Raw genomic sequence first — 20,763 nt, 5'->3', positions numbered from 1 at the left:
GATATTAACCAAAAAAAAGTCCCGCCTTGAAAGGCAGGACATAATGGAAAAAGATTTCAAAAAAACGATGATCAATTAATGTTTACTTTAAATTTTCCGTCCGTTAATGGCTTTTCTGTGTCACCATTGATTAAAATGCCGTCGAATGTACCTTCGGCGTACTTACTATTTATGCTTGTAATTTTTATCGTCGCTGTTTTAGTTTCAAATGCATCAGAACTAACCAGAGATGGTGTAAATACAAGGCTTGCATGATCTGCAGCAGAATATGTACCTGTCGCCAGCGTGTCAGGGAATACCACCATCATCATGATAGCACTGTTCATGTTGCTGGTTACACCTTGTATTAATAATACCTTTTTGCCAATCACTGTAGTGTCAAATGCTTCACCATATGCGGTGTTGGCAGAATATGATCTGCCATCAAACTTGAAGTCGCAGGAACCTGATGCCAATACTGCTTTATCCTTTTCACATGCAGTGAAGGTTACGAGGCAGAGGCACAGGAACCCCAGTAGGGAATAGAGTTTCATAGGATAGGTCGTTTCTTAAGGTATAGTGATAAATAGGACTGCAAATTACTCCAATTCTAATGAATTAGATAAAATATTTATAAGTTTTTTAACTTCTATGATGCAATACGGAAGGAACTGTCTGACTTAGAAAGAGTTAGTAGCCATCATGTATTACTTAGCAACCATTGAGTGTTTGAGTATTGCTGCTAAAGATTATGTACCGAAAATGATGTGGGAGGTAACAGGGAAGTTGCCTGTAATAAATAAGGGTGCTGCATTTATTGCGGCACCCTTATCTGGTATCAGCTAAACTGATTAATTATCTAACTATCACATGGGAATCAGGCCATCTGGAAGATATAAAGAGCAATCATCCATATATTACCCACTCCTTGTTGCCAGCACAATGCTTACGCATCGATCTTAGCATATTTGGCATGTGATTCAATAAATTCTCTTCTTGGAGGAACTTCATCACCCATTAACATACTGAACACGCGATCTGCTTCAGCAGCACTTTCAATAGTTACCTGCTTCAGTGTACGGTTGTCAGGGTTCATAGTAGTTTCCCACAGCTGTTCTGCGTTCATTTCACCAAGACCTTTATAACGCTGGATGGTTACGCTGTCTTCTTTACCGCCTGCAATTTTCGCAATAGCGGCTTTACGATCTTCCTCTGTCCATGCATAGATCTGTTCCTTGCTTTTCTTAACAAGATACAGTGGTGGCTGCGCAATGTAAACATATCCCTGTTCAACCATTGCCTTCATATAACGGAATATAAAGGTCAGGATCAGGGTAGCAATGTGACTACCATCCACATCAGCATCCGTCATGATGATCAGCTTATGATAGCGCAGTTTGGAGAGGTTGAGGGCTTTATCATCTTCTTCGGTACCGATAGTTACACCCAGTGCAGTAAAGATGTTTTTAATCTCCTCATTCTCATATATTTTGTGCTCCATTGCCTTCTCCACGTTCAGGATTTTACCCCTCAGCGGCAGGATAGCCTGGAAGCTACGGTTACGTCCCTGTTTAGCCGTACCACCTGCGGAGTCACCCTCTACCAGGTACAGTTCACATTTTTGAGGATCGTTCTCAGAACAGTCAGCCAGTTTACCCGGTAAGCCGCTGCCACTCAATACGCTCTTACGCTGTACCATCTGACGCGCTTTACGCGCTGCTTCACGTGCCTGTGCTGCCAGTACCACCTTATTAATGATGATCTTGGCTTCACGCGGATGTTCCTCCAGGTATGCACCCAGTACTTCAGCAACAGAACTGTCAACTACACCCATTACGTCGGAGTTACCGAGTTTGGTCTTAGTCTGACCTTCAAACTGAGGTTCAGGTACTTTTACACTGATGATAGCACTCAGACCTTCACGGAAGTCATCACCGGTAACTTCAATTTTGGTCTTTTCAAACAGTTTGTTCTTATCACCATAGCTTTTAAATACACGGGTAATAGCACGACGGAAGCCTGCTACGTGTGTACCGCCTTCAATGGTGTTAATATTGTTAACGTAAGAGAAAATGTTCTCACTGAAAGAGTCGTTATAGATCACTGCTACTTCAACAGCTACATTACTGGCAGCATCGTGTGATTCTATAAAAATCGGATCAGGCAGCAGTCCGTTACGACGGCCGTTACGATCCAGCATCTGAACAAATTCAATGATACCGCCTTCGCTGTAGAACGTCTCGGTAATAGCATTACCTGCTTCGTCCTTCTCACGGTCGTCAGTCAGCGTAATCTTAATCTTACGGTTCAGGTAAGCCAGTTCACGCAGACGTCCTGCCAGGATCTCGCGATTGTAAACAGTATCTTTAAAGATCTCGTTGTCAGGCTTGAAGTGAACGGTAGTACCGGTAATGTCAGCAGTACCGATCTCGCGAACCGCATACTGTGGAACACCACGCTCATACTCCTGCTCAAATAACTTACCCTCACGGCGCACAGTTACATGCAGTTTGTCACTGAGCGCATTTACGCAGCTCACACCAACACCGTGCAGACCACCGGATACTTTATATGTGTTTTTGTCAAATTTACCACCAGCATGTAGAACAGTCATTACCACCTCCAACGCAGAACGGCCTTCCTTAGGGTGCATGCCGGTCGGGATACCACGACCGTCATCCGTTACCATGATAGAGTTATCTTCACAGATCGTTACACTGATATTCTTACAGTAACCGGCGAGGGCTTCATCGATGGAGTTATCTACCACCTCATATACAAGGTGATGCAGCCCTTTGATACCAATGTCGCCTATATACATGGCCGGGCGCTTGCGCACCGCTTCCAGGCCTTCTAATACCTGTATGCTACCCGCATCATAGCCACTGCTGGCAGGGGTAGGTGCTTGCACTAATTCTTCGCTCATATTTGGGTGTAAAATGTGTTTAGATTTGAATCCTCGTGAATTGTGCAAAAATACGAAAATTGAGCCTTATTTCCATATTTAACACGTGGTTTTTGAATCGTTGATATCCACATTTTCTACTGCGAAAATTAGATAGGCGAGTTTTCTCCCAGGGCAGTCTCCTTAATACCTGTAAATAATGTCTTCCACACCAGATTAAAGAAAGACTTCGTGATATCCCGCTCAAACTTCGGGTGCGCCAGCCTCGTTTCCCCTCCATCCGGATTAGCATCTTTGATAACAAGCGCATTCGCCAGGAAACTCATCAAACCCTTCTTTTTGAACTCATGCGTACCATCTTCCTTTTTCAATATATTGACTTTCAGGTTATTGTATAAAAACTTAACCTCCCCTGAAGCTCTGCGTTCATTCCCTTGCATACTAAATGTCAAATCCTCGATCTGGCAGGACTTAACTTCTACCATCCCTAATGGCTTTAATACCGGGTTCAATTCCCTGCCATCCATATTTTTAAGTTGCCCGGATACGGCAAAGGCACCGGAAGAGTCTACCATTGAGAAGTCAAAATGAGCCTTCAGCTTACCACTATTCATTAATATAGCATTCAGATCAGCCGTGATATGACCGTTCTTCGCAATCATACTGTCAATATTAGTCACATTCCTAAAGGTGCCGTGTACATGTTTGAAACTTAACTTACCGGCTTCATCTGACTTCGGACTGATCTCCGTATACAGCAAATCCGTTTTTTTGCCTATCAGTGTATCTATATATATAGGTACCGCCAGCCTTTTGAACATCTGGTTAGGATACCCTCCCAATTTATTACCCGGGCCATCCGGTAGCTTACGGTTATGGTAAATATCCAGGTTAGCACTGTTAATGGTCAGCTTTCTAGCCCAGATAACCTGCTGTTCTAGCAGCAAACGTGGCTGTAAATCAGTTAGTTCGATATCGTTTAAATGTACATCAAACCGGTCGCGCTGTGTTTTAGCCTTAATGTCAAACTGGGCTCTTGCATAACGCGGCTCAACGGCAAACTGACCAATACGTAACGTCTGCTCGCCAGCACTGTATTCCACATCTTTTACATGCATCCAGTACAGGCTGTCGGGCGTACGGTAGCGATATTCTTTTAGCCCAAATTCATAATTACGGGCATACAGGAACCTGCTAGGGTCTTCCAGCGCTACAGAATCGATGAGAAAGTCCTTCACCTGTATGCGCATATCCTCAAGGTGTGTCATTACCAGCCCACTATCAGGTTTAATTACCGTGTATTTCAGGTTGGTATGATCCAGCCGGAGTGTACCGAGTGACAGGGATTTTATCTTGGAAGATATATTCTGATAGGCATTCTTAGGTGCAGTAGTATCCTTGTTGGTAGTATTGTATTCCAGTAATACAACAGGATTGTCAAATGACAGAGAACCTGCGCTCAGCTCTTTTTTCATAAAATATCGCCACACCCTGAAGTAGCTCAGAGAGATCCTGTCGGCCGTAAAACTGTAAATAAGCTTAGGTGCTTTCTGCTGCTCCTGTAATTGCTTATACACCTTTTCGTCCCTGATCAGGCTTACCTTTTCCAGTGACAGGCTACCCGTAATAGGGTTCAGGTCCATATCGGCATACCGGAGGGTATACAGACTATCTGACATCTCCTGGATGTAAGACCGCAGCTGCCATTGGATCTGACGATTCCAGCGCTGACCGATAAACCAGGCTGCGCCCAGTATCAGGAATATCAATATGAAGAAGGTCAATAGTATTTTGACCCATAGCTGTTGGAAGAATGATTTCTTTTGCATCATATACAATTAAACGAAATTCATACCATAGTTCCCTATACGGGGATGGTAGAAAATAGAAAGTGAGTGTCTCTTTTCTACCGCTTGTAAAAAATATTGAAATTTATCAATGAATTACAAGTTACTGGGTTATAGTTTATTAGGTATTTGTAAACAGTGTTTTGACACTCAGAGGATTGTAACCTGTGTGTCAAAACGTTTCTGAATAAATATTGAATGCCTATTTTTGTGACGGATTTAACAAAAGAATGGCGTGAAAGAGGTACAGGACATATTATCATTAGCTATCAGACAGCCCGCTATGAGCGATCAGCTGCAGCTGGCAGAGAACGACTCCGTTGCGGTGCCGGACTGCCTGGATTTTACCTTACAACGGTTTACGTACGATCGTCCGTTACCGGTGGAAGATGTTGCTATGGTGGTATATCAGCCGGCCAAACGAGGTCAGACTGCTGCCATCGAGTTGCGTTACTGTGTAGCTGGTAATAAATATTGTCAGAATCCTGGATGTACTGACCAGGTTTGTGCAGATGGTCATAGAGACAACTGTATACAGAAGTCGCCTTCCATCGACATAATCACCGTTCGGTTTCAACCTTCTTTCATACAATCACTGCAGAAAGGGTCTACTACTTCTACCCTTTTTGATATGCAGTCCCGCAAGCCGTTTGTTAAGACTATCCAGCCAAGTACCAAATCAAAGGAAGTGCTGGATCAGATGGTACATCATAATTACGATGGTGCCCTCAAAAATATCTTCCTGCAAAGTAAGGCGTTGGAACTGCTGTTGTTCAGCTCTGATCAGTTTGTTCAGAATGATACTGATGACCGTTATGGTTGCCGCTTCCTGACACAGCTGGAAGATCGTGAAAAGATAGAAAAAGCCAGAGATATATTGCTGGAGCAGCTCGATGCACCTATCACTATCCGGGATCTTGCACGCCGTATAGCAATGAATGAATGTTACCTGAAGAAGGGTTTCAAAGCTATGTATGGTACTACCATCTACGATTACTTCCAGAAGGAAAGAATGGAGAAGGCAAAAAGCCTTTTGTATGAGCGAGGTATGTCGGTCTCTGAAGTAGCGATCCTGATGGGATATTCCTGTATTTCTCACTTCTCTACAGCGTTTAAAAAACACACAGGTCTGAAGCCATGTGAACTGCTGCTGAGATAACACTTCTTATTAGTATATTCTTCCTTAAAATAATTATTAGCCTGGTCTTTCCCGATCAGGCTTTTTTGTGATTGGTAATTTATATAATTGATTGATAATCAAATGCTATCTGATAAGTTTCCTCGTTGAATATTACCTGATTTATTTCTTTTCCCGATTTGATCATTACTTTTCCCGAATACAAAAACACTACCCGGATTATTGGCGTTTCTTTGTATCACGATCGGCAGATATCTATCCTGATCTTCTTTATAAGCTTCCTTATCAGATTTGACCATGGGGAAAGCTTACTTGGCAAAAAAATTAGTAAAGCCATCAATTTTTGCACCTCATCAAACACCAATTTTGACCTTTTGGAAAAGTGCATTTTTGACAAGTAAGTTTTCTACCGTAATTACATAAAAACCGTCTCGTCTCACGAGACGGTTTTTGTTTTTCCACCACTTCCGATCCGCGTTTTTTCCTTCGTTATCAGCATTGAACTTTTCCTGATATATTCCCGCTTTAGTTTTCACATTTTACCGGCACCAAAAGGGCACTTCAAGGTCACCTCAATATCCCCGGGATATTGAGGTGACCTTGAAGTGCCCTTTTTTAGGCAGGATGGTATAAGACATTAACCGAGTCCTAATAAACCCACTACAGCTAGAACAGCTCGCTTTATGTGTACGCGAAGGAATTATCCAGAATGTGTTGTGAAGAGGGTGCTTAGGTATAGCCGCTAATAGTATCATTATTAAATACTACAAATTATGTCTATGTAAGCGAAATAAACTGAGTGCTATGGATGGTTAAGCAGGTGCCTGCCATTGTTTGCTATGGATTAGAGACTAGCATTTATTAGGTGGGATATTTATGTATATCAGATTAAATGAGAAGTAAATTATGGCCTATAACAATGAGATCCTTTCCTGGGAATTATCCAATCAGGAGTATAAGTGGCATAAGGGTAAATCATGTACTGTAAGTCGGTTGAAGATATCATGTAATATTGGGGAGATGTAATACCAGCGTAGGATTATCATTGCACGCATGTATTATTATACTAAAATAATCTGCCTGAAGGAAGAAATGTATGTTAGAGAAAGTTGTTTGACGCTTATTATGTAGATGACTGGAGGGGGCGATTGTAGAAAAGTGGGGAAGTTGGGTATGCCACCAGCCTGAAGTGTAGAGTGACAGCACATGCGTCACATAGTCGTTGGTGCTGCCATTATGTAATGATGACTGACACTTTGTAAAAAAAGAAAACCCCGCCCAAAAGAGCAGGGTCTGTCCTATTTATCCCTATACCTATGAAATACGTAATTAATGAGTTAATTATTCTGTAACGGTACCACCTTCATTCACCAACACTGATTTCTCTACACCGTTATCCTGAATATTAACTTTGTAATATGCAGCGACATCTGATCTTTCAATTTTCGAGCCGTCTTTTATAGTAGCGGTCGGATATTTAGATCGAAGCGACGTAGCTACCGTTTCTGGTAACCTGTCTGCTGCATATGTACTGCGAGTTGCTATCCACTTACCATCAGCGTCATACTCTGCCGCAGTCTTTACATCTTCTTTCGTAAAGTTTGCAACCCAATGCCCACTGAAATTCTTTGACCACTTCGCGTCAGTACCTGAGAAGTTCTGCTGAAAAGCATCCTTAACAACTACTGGAGCTACTACCTCTTTCTTCGCAACTGCCTTCTTTGTTTTTTTTGCTGATTTCTTTTGTGCAAAAGTTGTGCCGGAAGATATGAGTGCCACACAAATGATTAATACTAACTTTTTCATAAATAATCAGATATGGTTTTTCAATTGGGTTGAGTCTTTCAACTTTATTCTTCCGTCGTAATTACCAAAACAATGCCAAAAAGTAAACAACGAACTAATGCTGTGTAAAAATACTAAAAAAATCCACAATTAAAAGCCAAAACCATCTTTTTCGTGACACGGTCTCTTCTAAGGCTGCTGTAAAATCCGTAACTTTGCAGAATTTTAATCAACTATTTTTAATAACGTCAAAGGGCGGAGAATTGTTTTATGGCCAGCAAATATCAGGAATATAATCAGCTGAACTTACCGCAGATAGAAAAGGATATATTGGCGCACTGGGAAAAAATCCAGGCCTTCGAGAAAAGCGTATCCATACGCGAAGGCGCTACTCCTTTCGTATTTTATGAAGGTCCGCCAAGTGCGAATGGTATGCCCGGCATTCACCACGTTATTTCCCGTACCCTGAAAGATCTTGTTTGCCGCTACAAAACAATGAGCGGTTTCCAGGTGAAACGTAAAGGTGGATGGGATACCCATGGTTTGCCTGTGGAACTGGGTGTAGAAAAAATGCTCGGGATCACTAAAGAAGCGATCGGTAAAACAATTTCTATTGAAGATTATAATAAGGCCTGCCGCACTGAAGTATTAAAATTCAAAGATAAATGGGATGACCTGACCCGAAAGATGGGTTATTGGGTTGACCTCAATTCTCCATATATCACCTTTGACAATAACTATATTGAAAGTCTGTGGTGGTGTCTGAGTGAACTCTATAAGAAGAACCTGTTATATAAAAGTGTAAGTATCCAGCCATATTCTCCGGCTGCCGGTACGGGTCTCAGTTCTCATGAATTGAACATGCCAGGTTGTTACAAAGAAGTAAAAGATACTACTGTAGTAGCACAGTTTAAAGCAGTTGAGTCTGATAAATCGGCTTTCCTGTTTGAGGCTGCAAGGAAAGTGGACGCAGCTGCTGAAGTATTTTTCATGGCCTGGACCACTACCCCCTGGACACTCCCTTCTAACCTTGGTCTTACCGTTGGTGGGAATATAGAATATACGCTGGTACGCACTTTCAATCCATATACTCATCTTCCGCAGTTTATTATAATGGCGAAAGATCTGCTGGGAAAATATTTCAAGCAGGAAGGGGAAGATGGTGATTTTGCCGCTTATAAAGAAGGCGATAAAGTGATTCCATGGCAGATCCTGTCAGTATTTAAAGGAAGCCAGCTGGAGAACATCCGTTATGAGCAGCTGTTGCCATATGTACAGCCTGAAACCGGCGATCCTTTCCGTGTTATCCTGGGTGATTTCGTTACTACAGAAGACGGTACAGGTATAGTACATACCGCGCCTGCCTTTGGTGCGGATGACTATCGTGTGGGACAGAAATACAATATTGGTATCATGACACTGGTTGACCGGCAGGGTAAATTCCTGGACGACGTTGGTGAATTTGGTGGCCGCTATGTAAAGAATTATAAGAACGATCCGGAATATAAAGATGTAGACGTTGATATTGCGGTAAAGCTGAAGAGAGAGAACCGTGCATTCAAAGTTGAAAAATACGAGCATACTTATCCTCACTGCTGGCGTACCAATAAACCGGTATTATATTATCCGCTGGATGCCTGGTTTATCCGTACAACTGCTGCGAAGGAAAAGATGGTAGAGCTTAATAAGACTATCAACTGGAAACCGGCCACTACAGGTACTGGCCGTTTTGGTAACTGGTTAGAGAACCTTGTGGACTGGAACCTTAGCCGTAGTCGCTTCTGGGGAACCCCGCTTCCTGTATGGAGAACTGTGGCAGTGAAAGAAGATAGTCCGGAAGGCGCTGTACAAAAATGTCTCAGTGCAAAAAAGGAACTGATCGGCGCACTGCTGTTTGTGAAGAAAGATGAGTTTAAGACGGATGTATTGAATGAAAACAGCGAATTGAGCAAACGTGTGGCAGCACACAATGCACAGTTTGATGGTGCCACTAAGGAAGAGCAGGAGAAGAATATCATCAATATTGATAAGATCAGAAAGAAGATCGCTACTGAAGAGGTAACGCTGGTAGATTTAGGTCTAGCCAATTTCAGCCTGACTGAGCTGGTGAGTGGGTATTGTATACCTGTAACTGAAGAGTCAGTAGCAGATATTGATATGCATAAACCTATGGTTGACAATCTCATCTTTGATCATGAAGGTCAGCTGATGTATCGTGAGCCGGATCTGGTAGATGTATGGTTTGACAGTGGAGCTATGCCTTATGCACAGTGGCATTATCCATTTGAAAATAAGGAGACATTTGCTCAGAATTTCCCTGCTGACTTCATTGCAGAAGGTGTTGACCAGACAAGAGGTTGGTTCTATACACTGCATGCGCTCGGTACGATGTTATTTGACAGTGTTGCCTACAAAACAGTAGTATCAAACGGCCTGGTACTTGACAAGAACGGCAACAAGATGAGTAAGAGTGTGGGTAATGTTGTGGATCCGTTCGCTACACTGGAACAGTTTGGGGCGGACGCAACCCGTTGGTACCTTATTACCAATGCATCTCCCTGGGATAGCATGAAATTTGATACTGAAGGGATTCGGGAGGTTCAACGTAAACTGTTCTCGACCCTGTACAATACGTATAATTTCTTTGCGATGTATGCCAACCTGGATAACTTCTCATTTAAGGAGGCATATGTCAAACTGGAGGAACGCCCGGAGATAGACCGCTGGATAATATCCCTGCTGAATACACTGGTGAAAGACGTTACAGGATATTTGGAAGATTACGAGCCTACCCAGGCCGGCAGAGCAATACAAACGTTTGTGGATGAGCATTTGAGTAACTGGTATGTACGTTTGTGCCGTCGCCGTTTCTGGAAAGGTGAATATGCTCAGGACAAGATTTCTGCTTATCAGACCTTGTATGAGTGCCTCGAAACATTGGCCCGTTTAATGGCACCAGTGTCACCGTTCTTTGCAGATTGGTTATTTGGCAACCTTAACAGCGTAAGTGGTCGCCATGGGGAGGCTTCAGTTCATCATATGAATTTCCCATCCGTTGTTACTGCAGCGATTGATGCAGATCTTGAGGAAAGGATGCAGCTGGCGCAGGATATATCCTCGCTGGTACTTTCTCTCCGGAAGAAGGTAAATATCAAGGTACGTCAGCCGTTACAAAAGATCCTGATACCAGTACAGAACGTTCATATAAAGGATCAGGTCGAAAAAATTGAAGATCTGATAAAAAGTGAAGTGAATGTGAAAGGTATTGACTATCTTACGGAAACGGAGGGTTTTATCAAGAAAAAGATCAAGCCCAACTACAAATCCCTGGGTGGCAAAATGGGGGCAAAGATGAAAGCAGTAGCTGCTGCGATCAGTGCATTCTCGGCTACCGATATCGCATCCCTCGAACGTAACGGAGAATTTATCCTTCAGATTGACGATGAACAACTGCCTATACATTTATCTGACGTAGAGATCATCTCAGAAGATATTCCCGGCTGGACAGTAGCCAACAAGGGCGCACTCACTGTAGCGCTTGATATTACTATTACACCAGAGCTGCTTGATGAAGGTAACGCACGTGAATTAGTCAACCGTATTCAGAAGATCAGGAAGGACAATGACTTTGAACTAACTGACAGAATACAGGTAAAAGTGGCAGTAATCGATAGCCTGAAATCGGCGATTATTAACTATAATGACTATATTTGCACGGAAATTTTGGCAGACAGTCTGGAATTAGTGCCGGAATTACAGGATGGAATTGAAATTGAAGTAAATGATCTGACATTCAACGTATTAGTTAACAAAAAAAGCTAATCCCATGGCAACAAGTAAGAAAGTTGCTAGTAAACAGGCCCAAAAGACAGCTGCGCCGGCAAAAAAGGCATCGGTAAAGCAGATATCTTCTGTAAAAAGCACCACGGCAGCAAAGCCAACGGTTAAGAAAGCAGAAGTAACATCAGCTAAACCAGCAGCAAAGATAGCAGCGCCGAAGGTCGCCACTAAGCAAGTCAAGCCTACTACAACGGAGACAGTTGTTGCCAAAAAATCAGCAGTTACCCAGACGGCTTCGTCAAGTAAATCTGTAGTAAAGAAAGCACCCGTAGCAGCACCGGCGGTGCTTCAATCTGAAGTAAAAAAAGCTGTGGCTCCTGCTAAGCCTGCAGATACCGCGAAAGTGCCTGATACTAAGAAAGTGGTGACGCCAAGCGTTACTGCAGATAAAGAAAAACTAATTTCCAAGCCAGAAGAAAAAGAAGTAATAATGCCAGTAAATAAAAAAGACGATAAAGAAAAAGTAGTTGCTAAAGACGCCGTTAAAAAGACAGCGGATAAAGTACAGAAAGTTGAGAAGGCTCCTGCAAAAGCAGAAAAGCTCTCGGCTGACCGTACTGACAAAGCTGACAAAAAAGGCGGTTCCAAAGCAGCCACATTAGTAACCTACCAGCCAGAGTTTACTAAGTCTGTTCTGGATCAGCCAGAACAGCCGTCCGGTCCTGTTTACCGTTATAGTGACACCGATCTGCAGGAATTTAAAGAACTGATCCTGAAAAAGCTGGAAGCAGCTAAAAAGGAACTGGTTTATCTGCAGGGCCTGATCACCCGTAAGGATGAAGCGGGCACCGATGATACTGAAAACAAATACATGAGCATGGAAGATGGTAGCGGTTCTCAGGAAAGAGAACAGCTTAACCAGATGGCCAGCCGCCAGATCCAGTTCATCGATCACCTCGAGAAAGCACTCGTACGTATCGAAAACAAAACCTACGGTATCTGTCGTGTAACCGGTAAGCTGATCGATAAAGCCAGACTGCGCGCCGTACCGCACGCAACGCTGAGCATCGAAGCGAAACTGGCGAAAAGCAAATAAAAGAACTACCCATCCGGTCATAGGATAAAAGTCCTGATCTATAATCCGTTAAGCACAGTATGGCAATGCCAGAAAGTCGCTGCGGAGGAAAGATCAGGTTTTTTTTATTGGGTACGTATGTCCAAAAAAAAGCGTCCCTTCTTGGAAGAAGGAACGCCAGTGTAAATAAACAGGGGGTTCAAGGAGACTGTCTTTATGAAACCTCTTGTTTTTTGCTTTTCGTAAGTTGCCTGGCCGCCAGGTAAACCAGCCCTGCGGACGCGAGTCCGATAAGGCTGCCTACGCCTATACGTCTAGCTTGTTTCTTGCTGATTGCGGGTAGTCGAAGCTTGAACTTCTCGGGACTAGCCTGTGCAATCTGCAACAAAGGTTCCATCCATGGGCCGGGAATAATTTTATCTGCGACTTTCTCTGCTATGGGGTTTACTGCATCAAATGCGACGCCGATACCTGCGCCTTCCAGTAGTGTATTACCATCTGCGCCGCTGCCAACATATATGATATTTTGTGGTGCAACATGGTATTTGTCTGCAATATAGGTTAATATATTGCTCTTGCAATACACAGGTGGCTGTGCAGGAACATTTTTATCTGTACAAAGGAAATACTCCGGAATGGTAACCTCTCCTGTTGCTACGCTGTTAAAGAGATGCAGCTTATTGGCAAAAACGAAGTCCATGCCCAGTTTATTTCTGATATGACGAGCTACACATTCAAATCCGTCAGTGATCAGTCCACAGGTATAACCTCTTTTCTTCAATTCCCGTATTACTGCCTTGATATCCGGAACCATTGATACCTCGTCTGCTACTTCCAGTAGTTCAGCCAGATTTCTATCCTGGAATAAGGTAGCAGTATGTTCTATTACCGTGGCCGGATCTGTAAAATGTTCCCTGATCTGCCTGAGCGTTCCTTCAAAACCAAACTCGGTGGCAGCAGCCATAAGGTAGTCTTCACGAAGGATTGCTTCGTCCAGGTTGAAGATAACCATCTTGTGAAGTTTATCTATCGATTCCAGGATGGAATACTCCATCTGCTCGCGGATAATATTGATATTCCCCAGTGTTTCCAGGTTTTCCTGTGGTATGTTTTCCGCTTTACGGAGAATGGTGCGTGATACCTCTCTTGACATTTTGCTGAGCTGTTCCCAGGTTTGCATAGCGTTTTCCACACGGCCGATATTAACCTCCGTGATCTTGGCACCTTGCACATGCAGATCTATCAAAATGCCAATGTCAACGCCATAGTCATTTTCAAACTGCACATTTGATAGGAGTGATTTTCTGGCAGCGATCATTCCGCTAAGGGGTTGATTGAAAGTAGCCAGTTCCGGGAAAAGGATGCTCAGCAATGGTTTAGCTACCAGTTGGGTAACTCTGCCGGCTTGCCGCTCAAAGTATGACTTGACAAAGTCTGCCTTTCCCTCAACAATAGGATCGGTCAGTAATTCCACTATGTTATCCGGATAGGTCAGGATGTCGCCATCCACATACATGACAATATCATTTTTGGCTGCCATCATACCCTCTCTCATGGAAATTCCCTTACCCCTTTGACTGCTGGTAATGACACGCACGTTTTCTTTCAATGCTTCCTCGACAGAATTGTCATTGGAATTATCATCTACCACAATGATCTCAATTTTTCTTGTTGTCTTTTTGATGGTTTTGATTACCTGACGTAATGTAGCCCCTTCATTCAGAACCGGAATGATAATGGAAATCATAGGTGAATGCTTGTTTAATGTGAATAATCGGTCTATAGTAAAAATACCACAGACCACATGGACATAGGCGCAGTAGGCCACAAAAATGGTACCATAGCAGCCACGGCAGAGGAGATGGCAGGTTAATGGAGCATCAGAGTGCCATGTTGATAGTTACAAACAAGGTAGGGGTAACGTTCCGTAAGGGGAGACAGGGTATGTTATTGTATAATTAAATCTTTATGAAAGAGTACGGGGCACTTCCATCAATGAAATGCCCCGCTCCCCATTTATTTAAATTCTTGCATTTCTACCAGCTTTCTGTATATACCATCCTGTGTTATCAGCACATCATGCGTACCGCGCTCTTTGATTTCACCCTGATCGAGCACTATGATCTCATTTGCGTGCTGGATAGTAGACAACCGGTGAGCAATAACGATGGTAGTACGATTCTTCATCAGCTTGTCCAGTGCATCCTGTACCAGTTTCTCTGATTCTGTATCAAGCGCTGATGTTGCTTCATCGAGAATCAGGATAGGTGGATTTTTGAAGATGGCGCGTGCAATGGTAAGACGCTGACGTTGTCCGCCGCTGAGTTTCATACCACGGTCACCGATGAAAGTATCATATCCGTTTTCCAGTTGAATAATAAACTCGTGTGCATTGGCAATTTTAGCAGCCTGTATGACCTTTTCTCTGTCAGCATTCTCAAGACCAAAAGCGATATTATTGAATACAGTATCGTTGAAGAGAATAGCTTCCTGTGATACAATGCCTGTTAAATTGCGCAGATCGCTCATTTTAACATCGCGTATATCTTTACCATCTATGAGTATGGAACCAGTAGTGACATCGTAAAAACGAGGGATCAGGTCTGCCATAGTAGACTTGCCGGCCCCACTCTTTCCTACCAATGCAATCATACGGCCTTTATCTATTGTTAGTTCTACGTTTTGCAGCACAGGTTTATCCTGGTAAGCAAAAGAGACGTTTTTAAATTCAATGTTCTTTTCAAAGCCATTCAAATCAGCCGGGTTCTCTTTATCCGTAATAGGAATAGGAGCATCGATGATACGTAGCAGACGTTCGCCGGCCGCAATACCCTTAGGCAGCGCTGTAAATGCAGTACCGATAGATTTAGCCGGTGCAAGGATCTGGAAGTAGAAGCCCAGGTATGCGATGAAGGTAGTACCGGTCAGTGCGTCGCTCGCTCCTGAAAGAATGAGACGACCGCCATACAGCATAATGATAATAACCACAAGCACACCTAGTACTTCGGATACCGGAGAAGCAGCTTCACGTTGCTCCTGTATGCTTCTGGCAGTGCGTGCATAGGCTCTGTTATCTTCTTCAAACTTCTTATTGATGAATTTCTCGGCATTGAAGGCTTTAATAATACGGATACCGGAAAGCGTTTCCTCACTGATATTCAACAGTTTACCCAGTAACCCATGGCTAACGGTGGATTGCTTCTTAAGCTTCTTAGATACAGAGCTTAGCACCAGGCCAGATAAAGGGAAAAAGAGTATGGTGAAGAAGGTAAGCTCTTTAGATATGTAGAAGAGCGTAATAAATGTAGAAATAATTACCAATGGATCTCTTAGGATGGTTTGCATGGACGTCACGACAGAGTTTTCCACCTCTACCACATCACTGCTGATCACAGACAACAAATCTCCTTTGCGCTCATTCTGAAAGAAGCTAAGTGATTGATTACTATATTGATAAAAGGCCTTCTCCCTCATTTTTCTTACCATTTCTACCCTTACACGGGTAAGTACGCGCTGACCCAGGAAGTTGAATAAATTCTTCAGTAGTACAGTGATAAACAGAATGACACATACGTAGACGAGTATGGCGAACTTATTGCCGTTGTACATGACCAGTAATTCATTCAGATAATAATAGAAGAGGTCTTTAAAATAGGACATTGAGAGAGTAAAAGCTGGCAACTGCTCCACTACATCATATGTACCTGTGTTAAACAGTGCATCCAGTAAAGGAATCAGCAGGGTGAAATTCATCAGACTGAATAATGTATACAGGAAGATGTATACGATATATTCCGGAATGTAGTGGTGATAGGGCCTCGACAAACTCAGCAACCTAATAAAAGTCTTCATCTTACGATTATTTATCTTATCTGTTTAGCTTTTCCGGGGCAGGAACCGATTTATATCTGTCAGCACATGCCTGTTTCCTTATCTTTGCCGGAGAAGATTGAATTAAGGGTGCAAGTTAATACAATCTCAAATCTTTAAACATTATGCAGGAAAGCAAAAGACAGAAACAAATAGGACAGTTGTTACAACAGGAACTGAGTGGAATATTTCAGCGTATGGGATTCAATGTGATAGATGGTGGAATGATTTCCATCTCTTCCGTAAAGGTAACTCCCGATCTGCTGGAAGCCAGGGTGTATCTGAGTATGTTCAAGATAGCAGATAGCCATGAGATGGTGAACAGGATCAAGGAAAGAATGGGTGAGATCAAAAAAGAACTGGGTAACCGTGTAGGAAAGCAGCTACGTCGTATTCCGGAACTGACATTGTTCCTGGACGATACACTGGAATATATCTTCAAGATGGAAGAACTGTTTAAGAAGATCAAGGAAGACGACGCAGGGAGGGAAAACAAATAAAACAGTTTAAAAATTGATCTGGCAGTTCGCATCCCGTTATTTCAGGGCAAAAAAAAGTACCAATGCCATCAATATCATTGCCTGGGTGAGTGTTTCAGCAATTGCGGTAGGAGCAGGAGCGCTGATTATCATACTCAGTGTATTCAATGGATTTGAAGGCCTGGTGAAATCCTTATATTCTACTTTCTATCCTTCTGTCAAAGTCAGTGCAGTAAGTGGAAAAAGCATTGTGCTTACACCGGCTCAGCTAAAACAGATTGCTGGTGTTAAAGGTGTAGCCTTTATGACAGAGGTAGTAGAAGAGAAAGCGGTACTGCGTTACGGCCAGGGAGATCAGACTATTGCTATCCTCAAGGGCGTGGACAGCAACTATAACAAAGTAGCGGCTGTGGACAAAAGCATGTCCAGAGGAAAGTTTGATACCGGTGAGGAGAGTCAGGGATACAACGCTATTCTGGGATTGGAACTGGAAATGGCGCTGGGGGTTGACGTACAACGGGATCTTACTCCTATTAGCGTATATCTGCCACGCAGAAATGTATCGAGTGTTACTACACCGGAAGATGCGCTCAGTAGCGGTATATTGTATCCGGCGGGCTCATTTAATATCCAGCAGGAGTTTAACAGTAAGTATGTACTGACCAATATCGCTTTTATGCGCGGACTGCTGGGCATGGGCGAAGATGAGATGTCTGCATTAGAGGTAAAAGGCACGCCAGGCCTGGATGATAAAGTGCTGAAGCGCCGGCTCGGGCAAGTATTGGGGCCGCAGTATACAATTCAGACCCGTTATGAGCAGAACCAGGCATTGTATGCTATTATGCAGACGGAGCGATGGGCGGTATATGTCATTATGAGCTTCATTCTTGTCATTGCTGCTTTCAATATGATTGGCAGTTTGTATATGCTGGTAATGGAGAAGCAGAAGGATATTACTATTCTGAAAGCAATGGGTGCGCGTCCGCAGTTGATTACACGTATATTCCTGGCAGAGGGAATGATTATCGCCGGACTGGGAACATTGATTGGCTTTGGGATTAGTATTACGTTCTGTTTGTTGCAGCAGCATTTCGGGTTGATAAGGCTGGAGGAGGAATCTTTTCTGGTAAATGCTTATCCGGTCAGTATGCAGTTTTCAGATTTCGTGCTGGTGTGTGTAACGATTGTTGTGATAGGTGGAGCGGCCAGCTGGTATCCGGCAAGAAGGGCCGGCCGGGAGCAGATAGCTTTAAAAGCGACCTGAGTTTATAGTTAAGATATATAGTATGGGCCTCCGGTTTCCGGGGGCTTTTTTATTGTAACTGGAATAATCGGGCATGTGATTTTACAAGGATATGGCTAGCTCGTCCTTTATTTATGAGGAGAAGTGTTCAGGCAGATCTCTTGTTCGTCGCTTGTTCGTCGCTAGTTCGTCGCTTGTTCGTCCGGTGATCAGCTGATTTTTTCTTATGATGGCAGGAATAGTATATAAGATAATAATATTGATAATCAGCTGGTTAATTAAATGAGCAGTAGTAAGAGACGAGGGTGGTAGCATATAAATAGCAAAGAGGCAGTTCCTTTATCAGAAACTGCCTCTTGCTGAATATTTTATAGATATTGTACACAGTATTGTATTACTGCGATTGATTTTTCTAAGTAATTGCCAGATTCTCAGACTACTAGTAGTCGCCCAGTGTTTCTGGTAACTGAGCCAGTGCTTTAGCCAGTTGCTCATCGCTTGGAGCGATACCGTGCCATTCGTGGTGACCTTCCATAAAGTCAACGCCTTGACCCATTACTGTTTTCATCAGGATCACGATTGGTTGGCCCTGACCTGTCAGGCTAACTGCTTTTTCGAGTGTTGCTACTACTTCATCCATGTTGTTACCATCCATGTGCAGTACTTTCCAGCCGAAAGCAGCAAATTTAGGTTCCAGGTCTCCGAGACCGGCAACATCTTCCACTGTACCATCTATCTGCTGACCGTTCCAGTCGATTGTTACGATCAGGTTGTCAACTTTATGGTGAGGAGCGAACATGATCGCTTCCCAGTTCTGACCTTCTTCCAGTTCACCATCACCATGGAGGGAGAATACCAGCCGATCGTCATTATTTAATTTCTTAGAGAGAGCAGCACCGATGGCTACGCTCATACCCTGGCCAAGGGAACCGGAAGCTACCCTTACACCTGGCAGGTGTTCGTGTGTAGTAGGGTGACCCTGGAGGCGGGAGTTAAGTTTACGGAAAGTGGCCAGTTCTGACTTGTCAAAATAGCCTGCGTGGGCTAAAGTGCTGTAGAATACTGGAGAAATGTGCCCGTTGGAAAGGAAAAACAGGTCCTGATCTAAACCATCCATTTCAAAAGGCTGCGGCTTGTGCTGCATCACTTTGAAATAGAGGGCAGTAAAGAAATCTGCACATCCTAAAGAACCGCCTGGATGGCCGCTTTGGCAGCCATGCACCATACGAACTATATCCCGTCTTATTTGTGTTGCTATGTCTTTCAACTGAGGCATGATAATTGCAAATTTTGAGATTGCTAAATTAATAGAATTTAGATAGAATCTGGCATAATTAGTCCCTAAGCTAATAGATTTTAGTGATTAAGGCTCAATTCTTTTTAATTTCCTATTTTTATGATACACATTTGGTTGAAATTAATATCTTTGTAATAATCAAGCCCCTCCCAACATGGAGAATGTTTTAATTGCGACTGTCCTGAGTTTTGTTATAACCTATTTTGCAATCCCTGTATTAATAAGGGTTGCAGAGTTGAAGCACCTTTATGACGAACCGGACGAACGGAAATCTCACAAAGCTCGTATACCAACCTTAGGGGGTATCGGTTTCTTTTCTGGATTTGTGATGGCATCTGCGGTATGCGTACCTGCTTTTGCCGATTCTCCATTTCAGTACATGGTCGCTGCTTTTATTGTTATCTTCATGGTGGGCATGAAGGATGATATTGTTGGTCTTTCCCCGCTTAAGAAATTGGTAGGACAGCTAATGGCGTCCTTTGCAGTAATATATCTCGGTAATTTACAGATCAGCAGCATGTATGGCATTCTGGGTATAGATGCCCTGCCTCCTCATTTTAGCTTGTTACTTACCTACTTTACTTTCCTTGTGATTATCAATGCTTTTAATCTGATTGATGGCGTAGATGGTCTGGCAGGTAGTATTGGTATGCTGGTAGCTGGTGTAATGGGTACTTATTTTCTGTATACAGGCGAACTCCTGTATGCGGTGATGGGATTTGCTATGGCAGGTGGCCTGGCTGCATTCCTGATATATAACATATCTCCAGCACGTATTTTTATGGGAGATACCGGATCTCTGATGGTAGGACTGGTGAATGCTATCCTGGTGATTAAATTCATTGAGGTAGCTGGTAATCCGGCTGGTAAACTACCGGTAAATGCTGTTCCTATAGTGGCGATTGCTATCCTGGTGATGCCGCTTTTTGATACACTTCGTGTTTTTGCTATCCGTATGATGCAGGGAAGGTCTCCGTTCTCTGCTGACCGCAATCATATACATCACTATCTGCTGGAGCTAGGACTGAACCACCGGCAGACTACTGTAGTGATAGTATCGATTAATGCTGGTTATATTGCGCTGGCATTTGCCTTGCAGGATATAGGCTCGGCCTACCTGTTAAGTGTGATTCTTGGATCTGCGTTGTTACTAACCGGCATCCTGTATCAGATGAAGAAAAGGAAAGAAGCTATACTGCGCGCTATCGCAGTTGCTGCAATCAGTGATGCTGCCAATGAGGCACAGGCTGCTATCAGTCATCCGAAGATTCTCCGTGTGAACAAGAAAGGTATTCTTCAGGATAAATAGCTACAGGCCCGGTCATCCTGAACCGGGACCTCCCCTTTGTTACAACTTTCCAAATT

General features: G+C 43.3%; 13 protein-coding genes. 6 read left to right on the top strand and 7 right to left on the bottom strand.

From position 1 onward, the window contains the following. Positions 1 to 71: 71 nt before the first annotated feature. The 3 genes from K1Y79_RS15635 to K1Y79_RS15625 all read right to left on the bottom strand — a co-directional run bounded on the left by K1Y79_RS15635 (position 72) and on the right by K1Y79_RS15625 (position 4,713). Positions 72 to 533 carry a hypothetical protein gene (locus K1Y79_RS15635; protein WP_220251105.1) on the bottom strand — a complete coding sequence of 154 codons (462 nt, stop codon included), beginning with the start codon at positions 531 to 533 and terminating at the stop codon, positions 72 to 74. Between the two features lie 392 nt (positions 534 to 925). Further along, on the bottom strand, positions 926 to 2,905 hold the full coding sequence (gyrB, locus tag K1Y79_RS15630) for a DNA topoisomerase (ATP-hydrolyzing) subunit B (protein WP_220251104.1): 1,980 nt from the start codon (positions 2,903 to 2,905) through the stop codon (positions 926 to 928). A gap of 128 nt (positions 2,906 to 3,033) precedes the next feature. Continuing rightward, positions 3,034 to 4,713, bottom strand: coding sequence for an AsmA family protein (locus K1Y79_RS15625; RefSeq protein WP_220251103.1), 1,680 nt, complete (start codon positions 4,711 to 4,713; stop codon positions 3,034 to 3,036). A gap of 253 nt (positions 4,714 to 4,966) precedes the next feature. Between K1Y79_RS15625 and K1Y79_RS29410 the strand changes: the two genes are divergently transcribed. Beyond that, on the top strand, positions 4,967 to 5,890 hold the full coding sequence (locus tag K1Y79_RS29410; RefSeq protein WP_220251102.1) for a helix-turn-helix domain-containing protein: 924 nt from the start codon (positions 4,967 to 4,969) through the stop codon (positions 5,888 to 5,890). Between the two features lie 1,320 nt (positions 5,891 to 7,210). On the opposite strand, the gene K1Y79_RS15615 is transcribed toward K1Y79_RS29410, so the two are convergent. Then, entirely contained in the window at positions 7,211 to 7,675 is a 465-nt protein-coding gene (locus K1Y79_RS15615; protein WP_220251101.1) for a PepSY-like domain-containing protein, read from the bottom strand. 249 nt (positions 7,676 to 7,924) lie between these two features. Here K1Y79_RS15615 and ileS point away from each other — a divergent pair, with 249 nt between their 5' ends. Further along, on the top strand, positions 7,925 to 11,476 hold the full coding sequence (ileS, locus tag K1Y79_RS15610) for an isoleucine--tRNA ligase (RefSeq protein WP_220251100.1): 3,552 nt from the start codon (positions 7,925 to 7,927) through the stop codon (positions 11,474 to 11,476). A gap of 4 nt (positions 11,477 to 11,480) precedes the next feature. Next, entirely contained in the window at positions 11,481 to 12,530 is a 1,050-nt protein-coding gene (locus K1Y79_RS15605) for a TraR/DksA C4-type zinc finger protein (RefSeq protein WP_220251099.1), read from the top strand. Positions 12,531 to 12,723: 193 nt separating this feature from the next. Here K1Y79_RS15605 and K1Y79_RS15600 read toward each other — a convergent pair whose 3' ends face one another. Further along, positions 12,724 to 14,256, bottom strand: coding sequence for a glycosyltransferase (locus tag K1Y79_RS15600; RefSeq protein ID WP_220251098.1), 1,533 nt, complete (start codon positions 14,254 to 14,256; stop codon positions 12,724 to 12,726). A 269-nt stretch (positions 14,257 to 14,525) separates the two neighbouring features. Further along, entirely contained in the window at positions 14,526 to 16,361 is a 1,836-nt protein-coding gene (locus K1Y79_RS15595; RefSeq protein ID WP_220251097.1) for an ABC transporter ATP-binding protein, read from the bottom strand. A gap of 143 nt (positions 16,362 to 16,504) precedes the next feature. On the opposite strand from K1Y79_RS15595, the gene rbfA reads away from it, so the two are divergent. Further along, complete coding sequence (rbfA, locus tag K1Y79_RS15590; RefSeq protein ID WP_220251096.1) at positions 16,505 to 16,879, top strand: 30S ribosome-binding factor RbfA; 375 nt, start codon at positions 16,505 to 16,507, stop codon at positions 16,877 to 16,879. A gap of 13 nt (positions 16,880 to 16,892) precedes the next feature. Then, positions 16,893 to 18,122: an FtsX-like permease family protein gene (locus K1Y79_RS15585; RefSeq protein WP_220251095.1), complete on the top strand. Its 1,230-nt coding sequence runs from the start codon at positions 16,893 to 16,895 to the stop codon at positions 18,120 to 18,122. 418 nt (positions 18,123 to 18,540) lie between these two features. On the opposite strand, the gene K1Y79_RS15580 is transcribed toward K1Y79_RS15585, so the two are convergent. Next, complete coding sequence (locus K1Y79_RS15580) at positions 18,541 to 19,377, bottom strand: transketolase (RefSeq protein ID WP_220251094.1); 837 nt, start codon at positions 19,375 to 19,377, stop codon at positions 18,541 to 18,543. Positions 19,378 to 19,552: 175 nt separating this feature from the next. On the opposite strand from K1Y79_RS15580, the gene K1Y79_RS15575 reads away from it, so the two are divergent. Continuing rightward, positions 19,553 to 20,707, top strand: coding sequence for a glycosyltransferase family 4 protein (locus tag K1Y79_RS15575; RefSeq protein WP_220251093.1), 1,155 nt, complete (start codon positions 19,553 to 19,555; stop codon positions 20,705 to 20,707). The last annotated feature ends 56 nt before the right edge of the window (positions 20,708 to 20,763 follow it).

It is taken from the genome of Chitinophaga rhizophila, from assembly GCF_019492185.1.
Taxonomy (GTDB): domain Bacteria; phylum Bacteroidota; class Bacteroidia; order Chitinophagales; family Chitinophagaceae; genus Chitinophaga; species Chitinophaga rhizophila.
The sequence above is the reverse complement of the archived record's forward strand: the minus strand, read 5'-3'. Positions and strand labels throughout refer to the sequence as shown.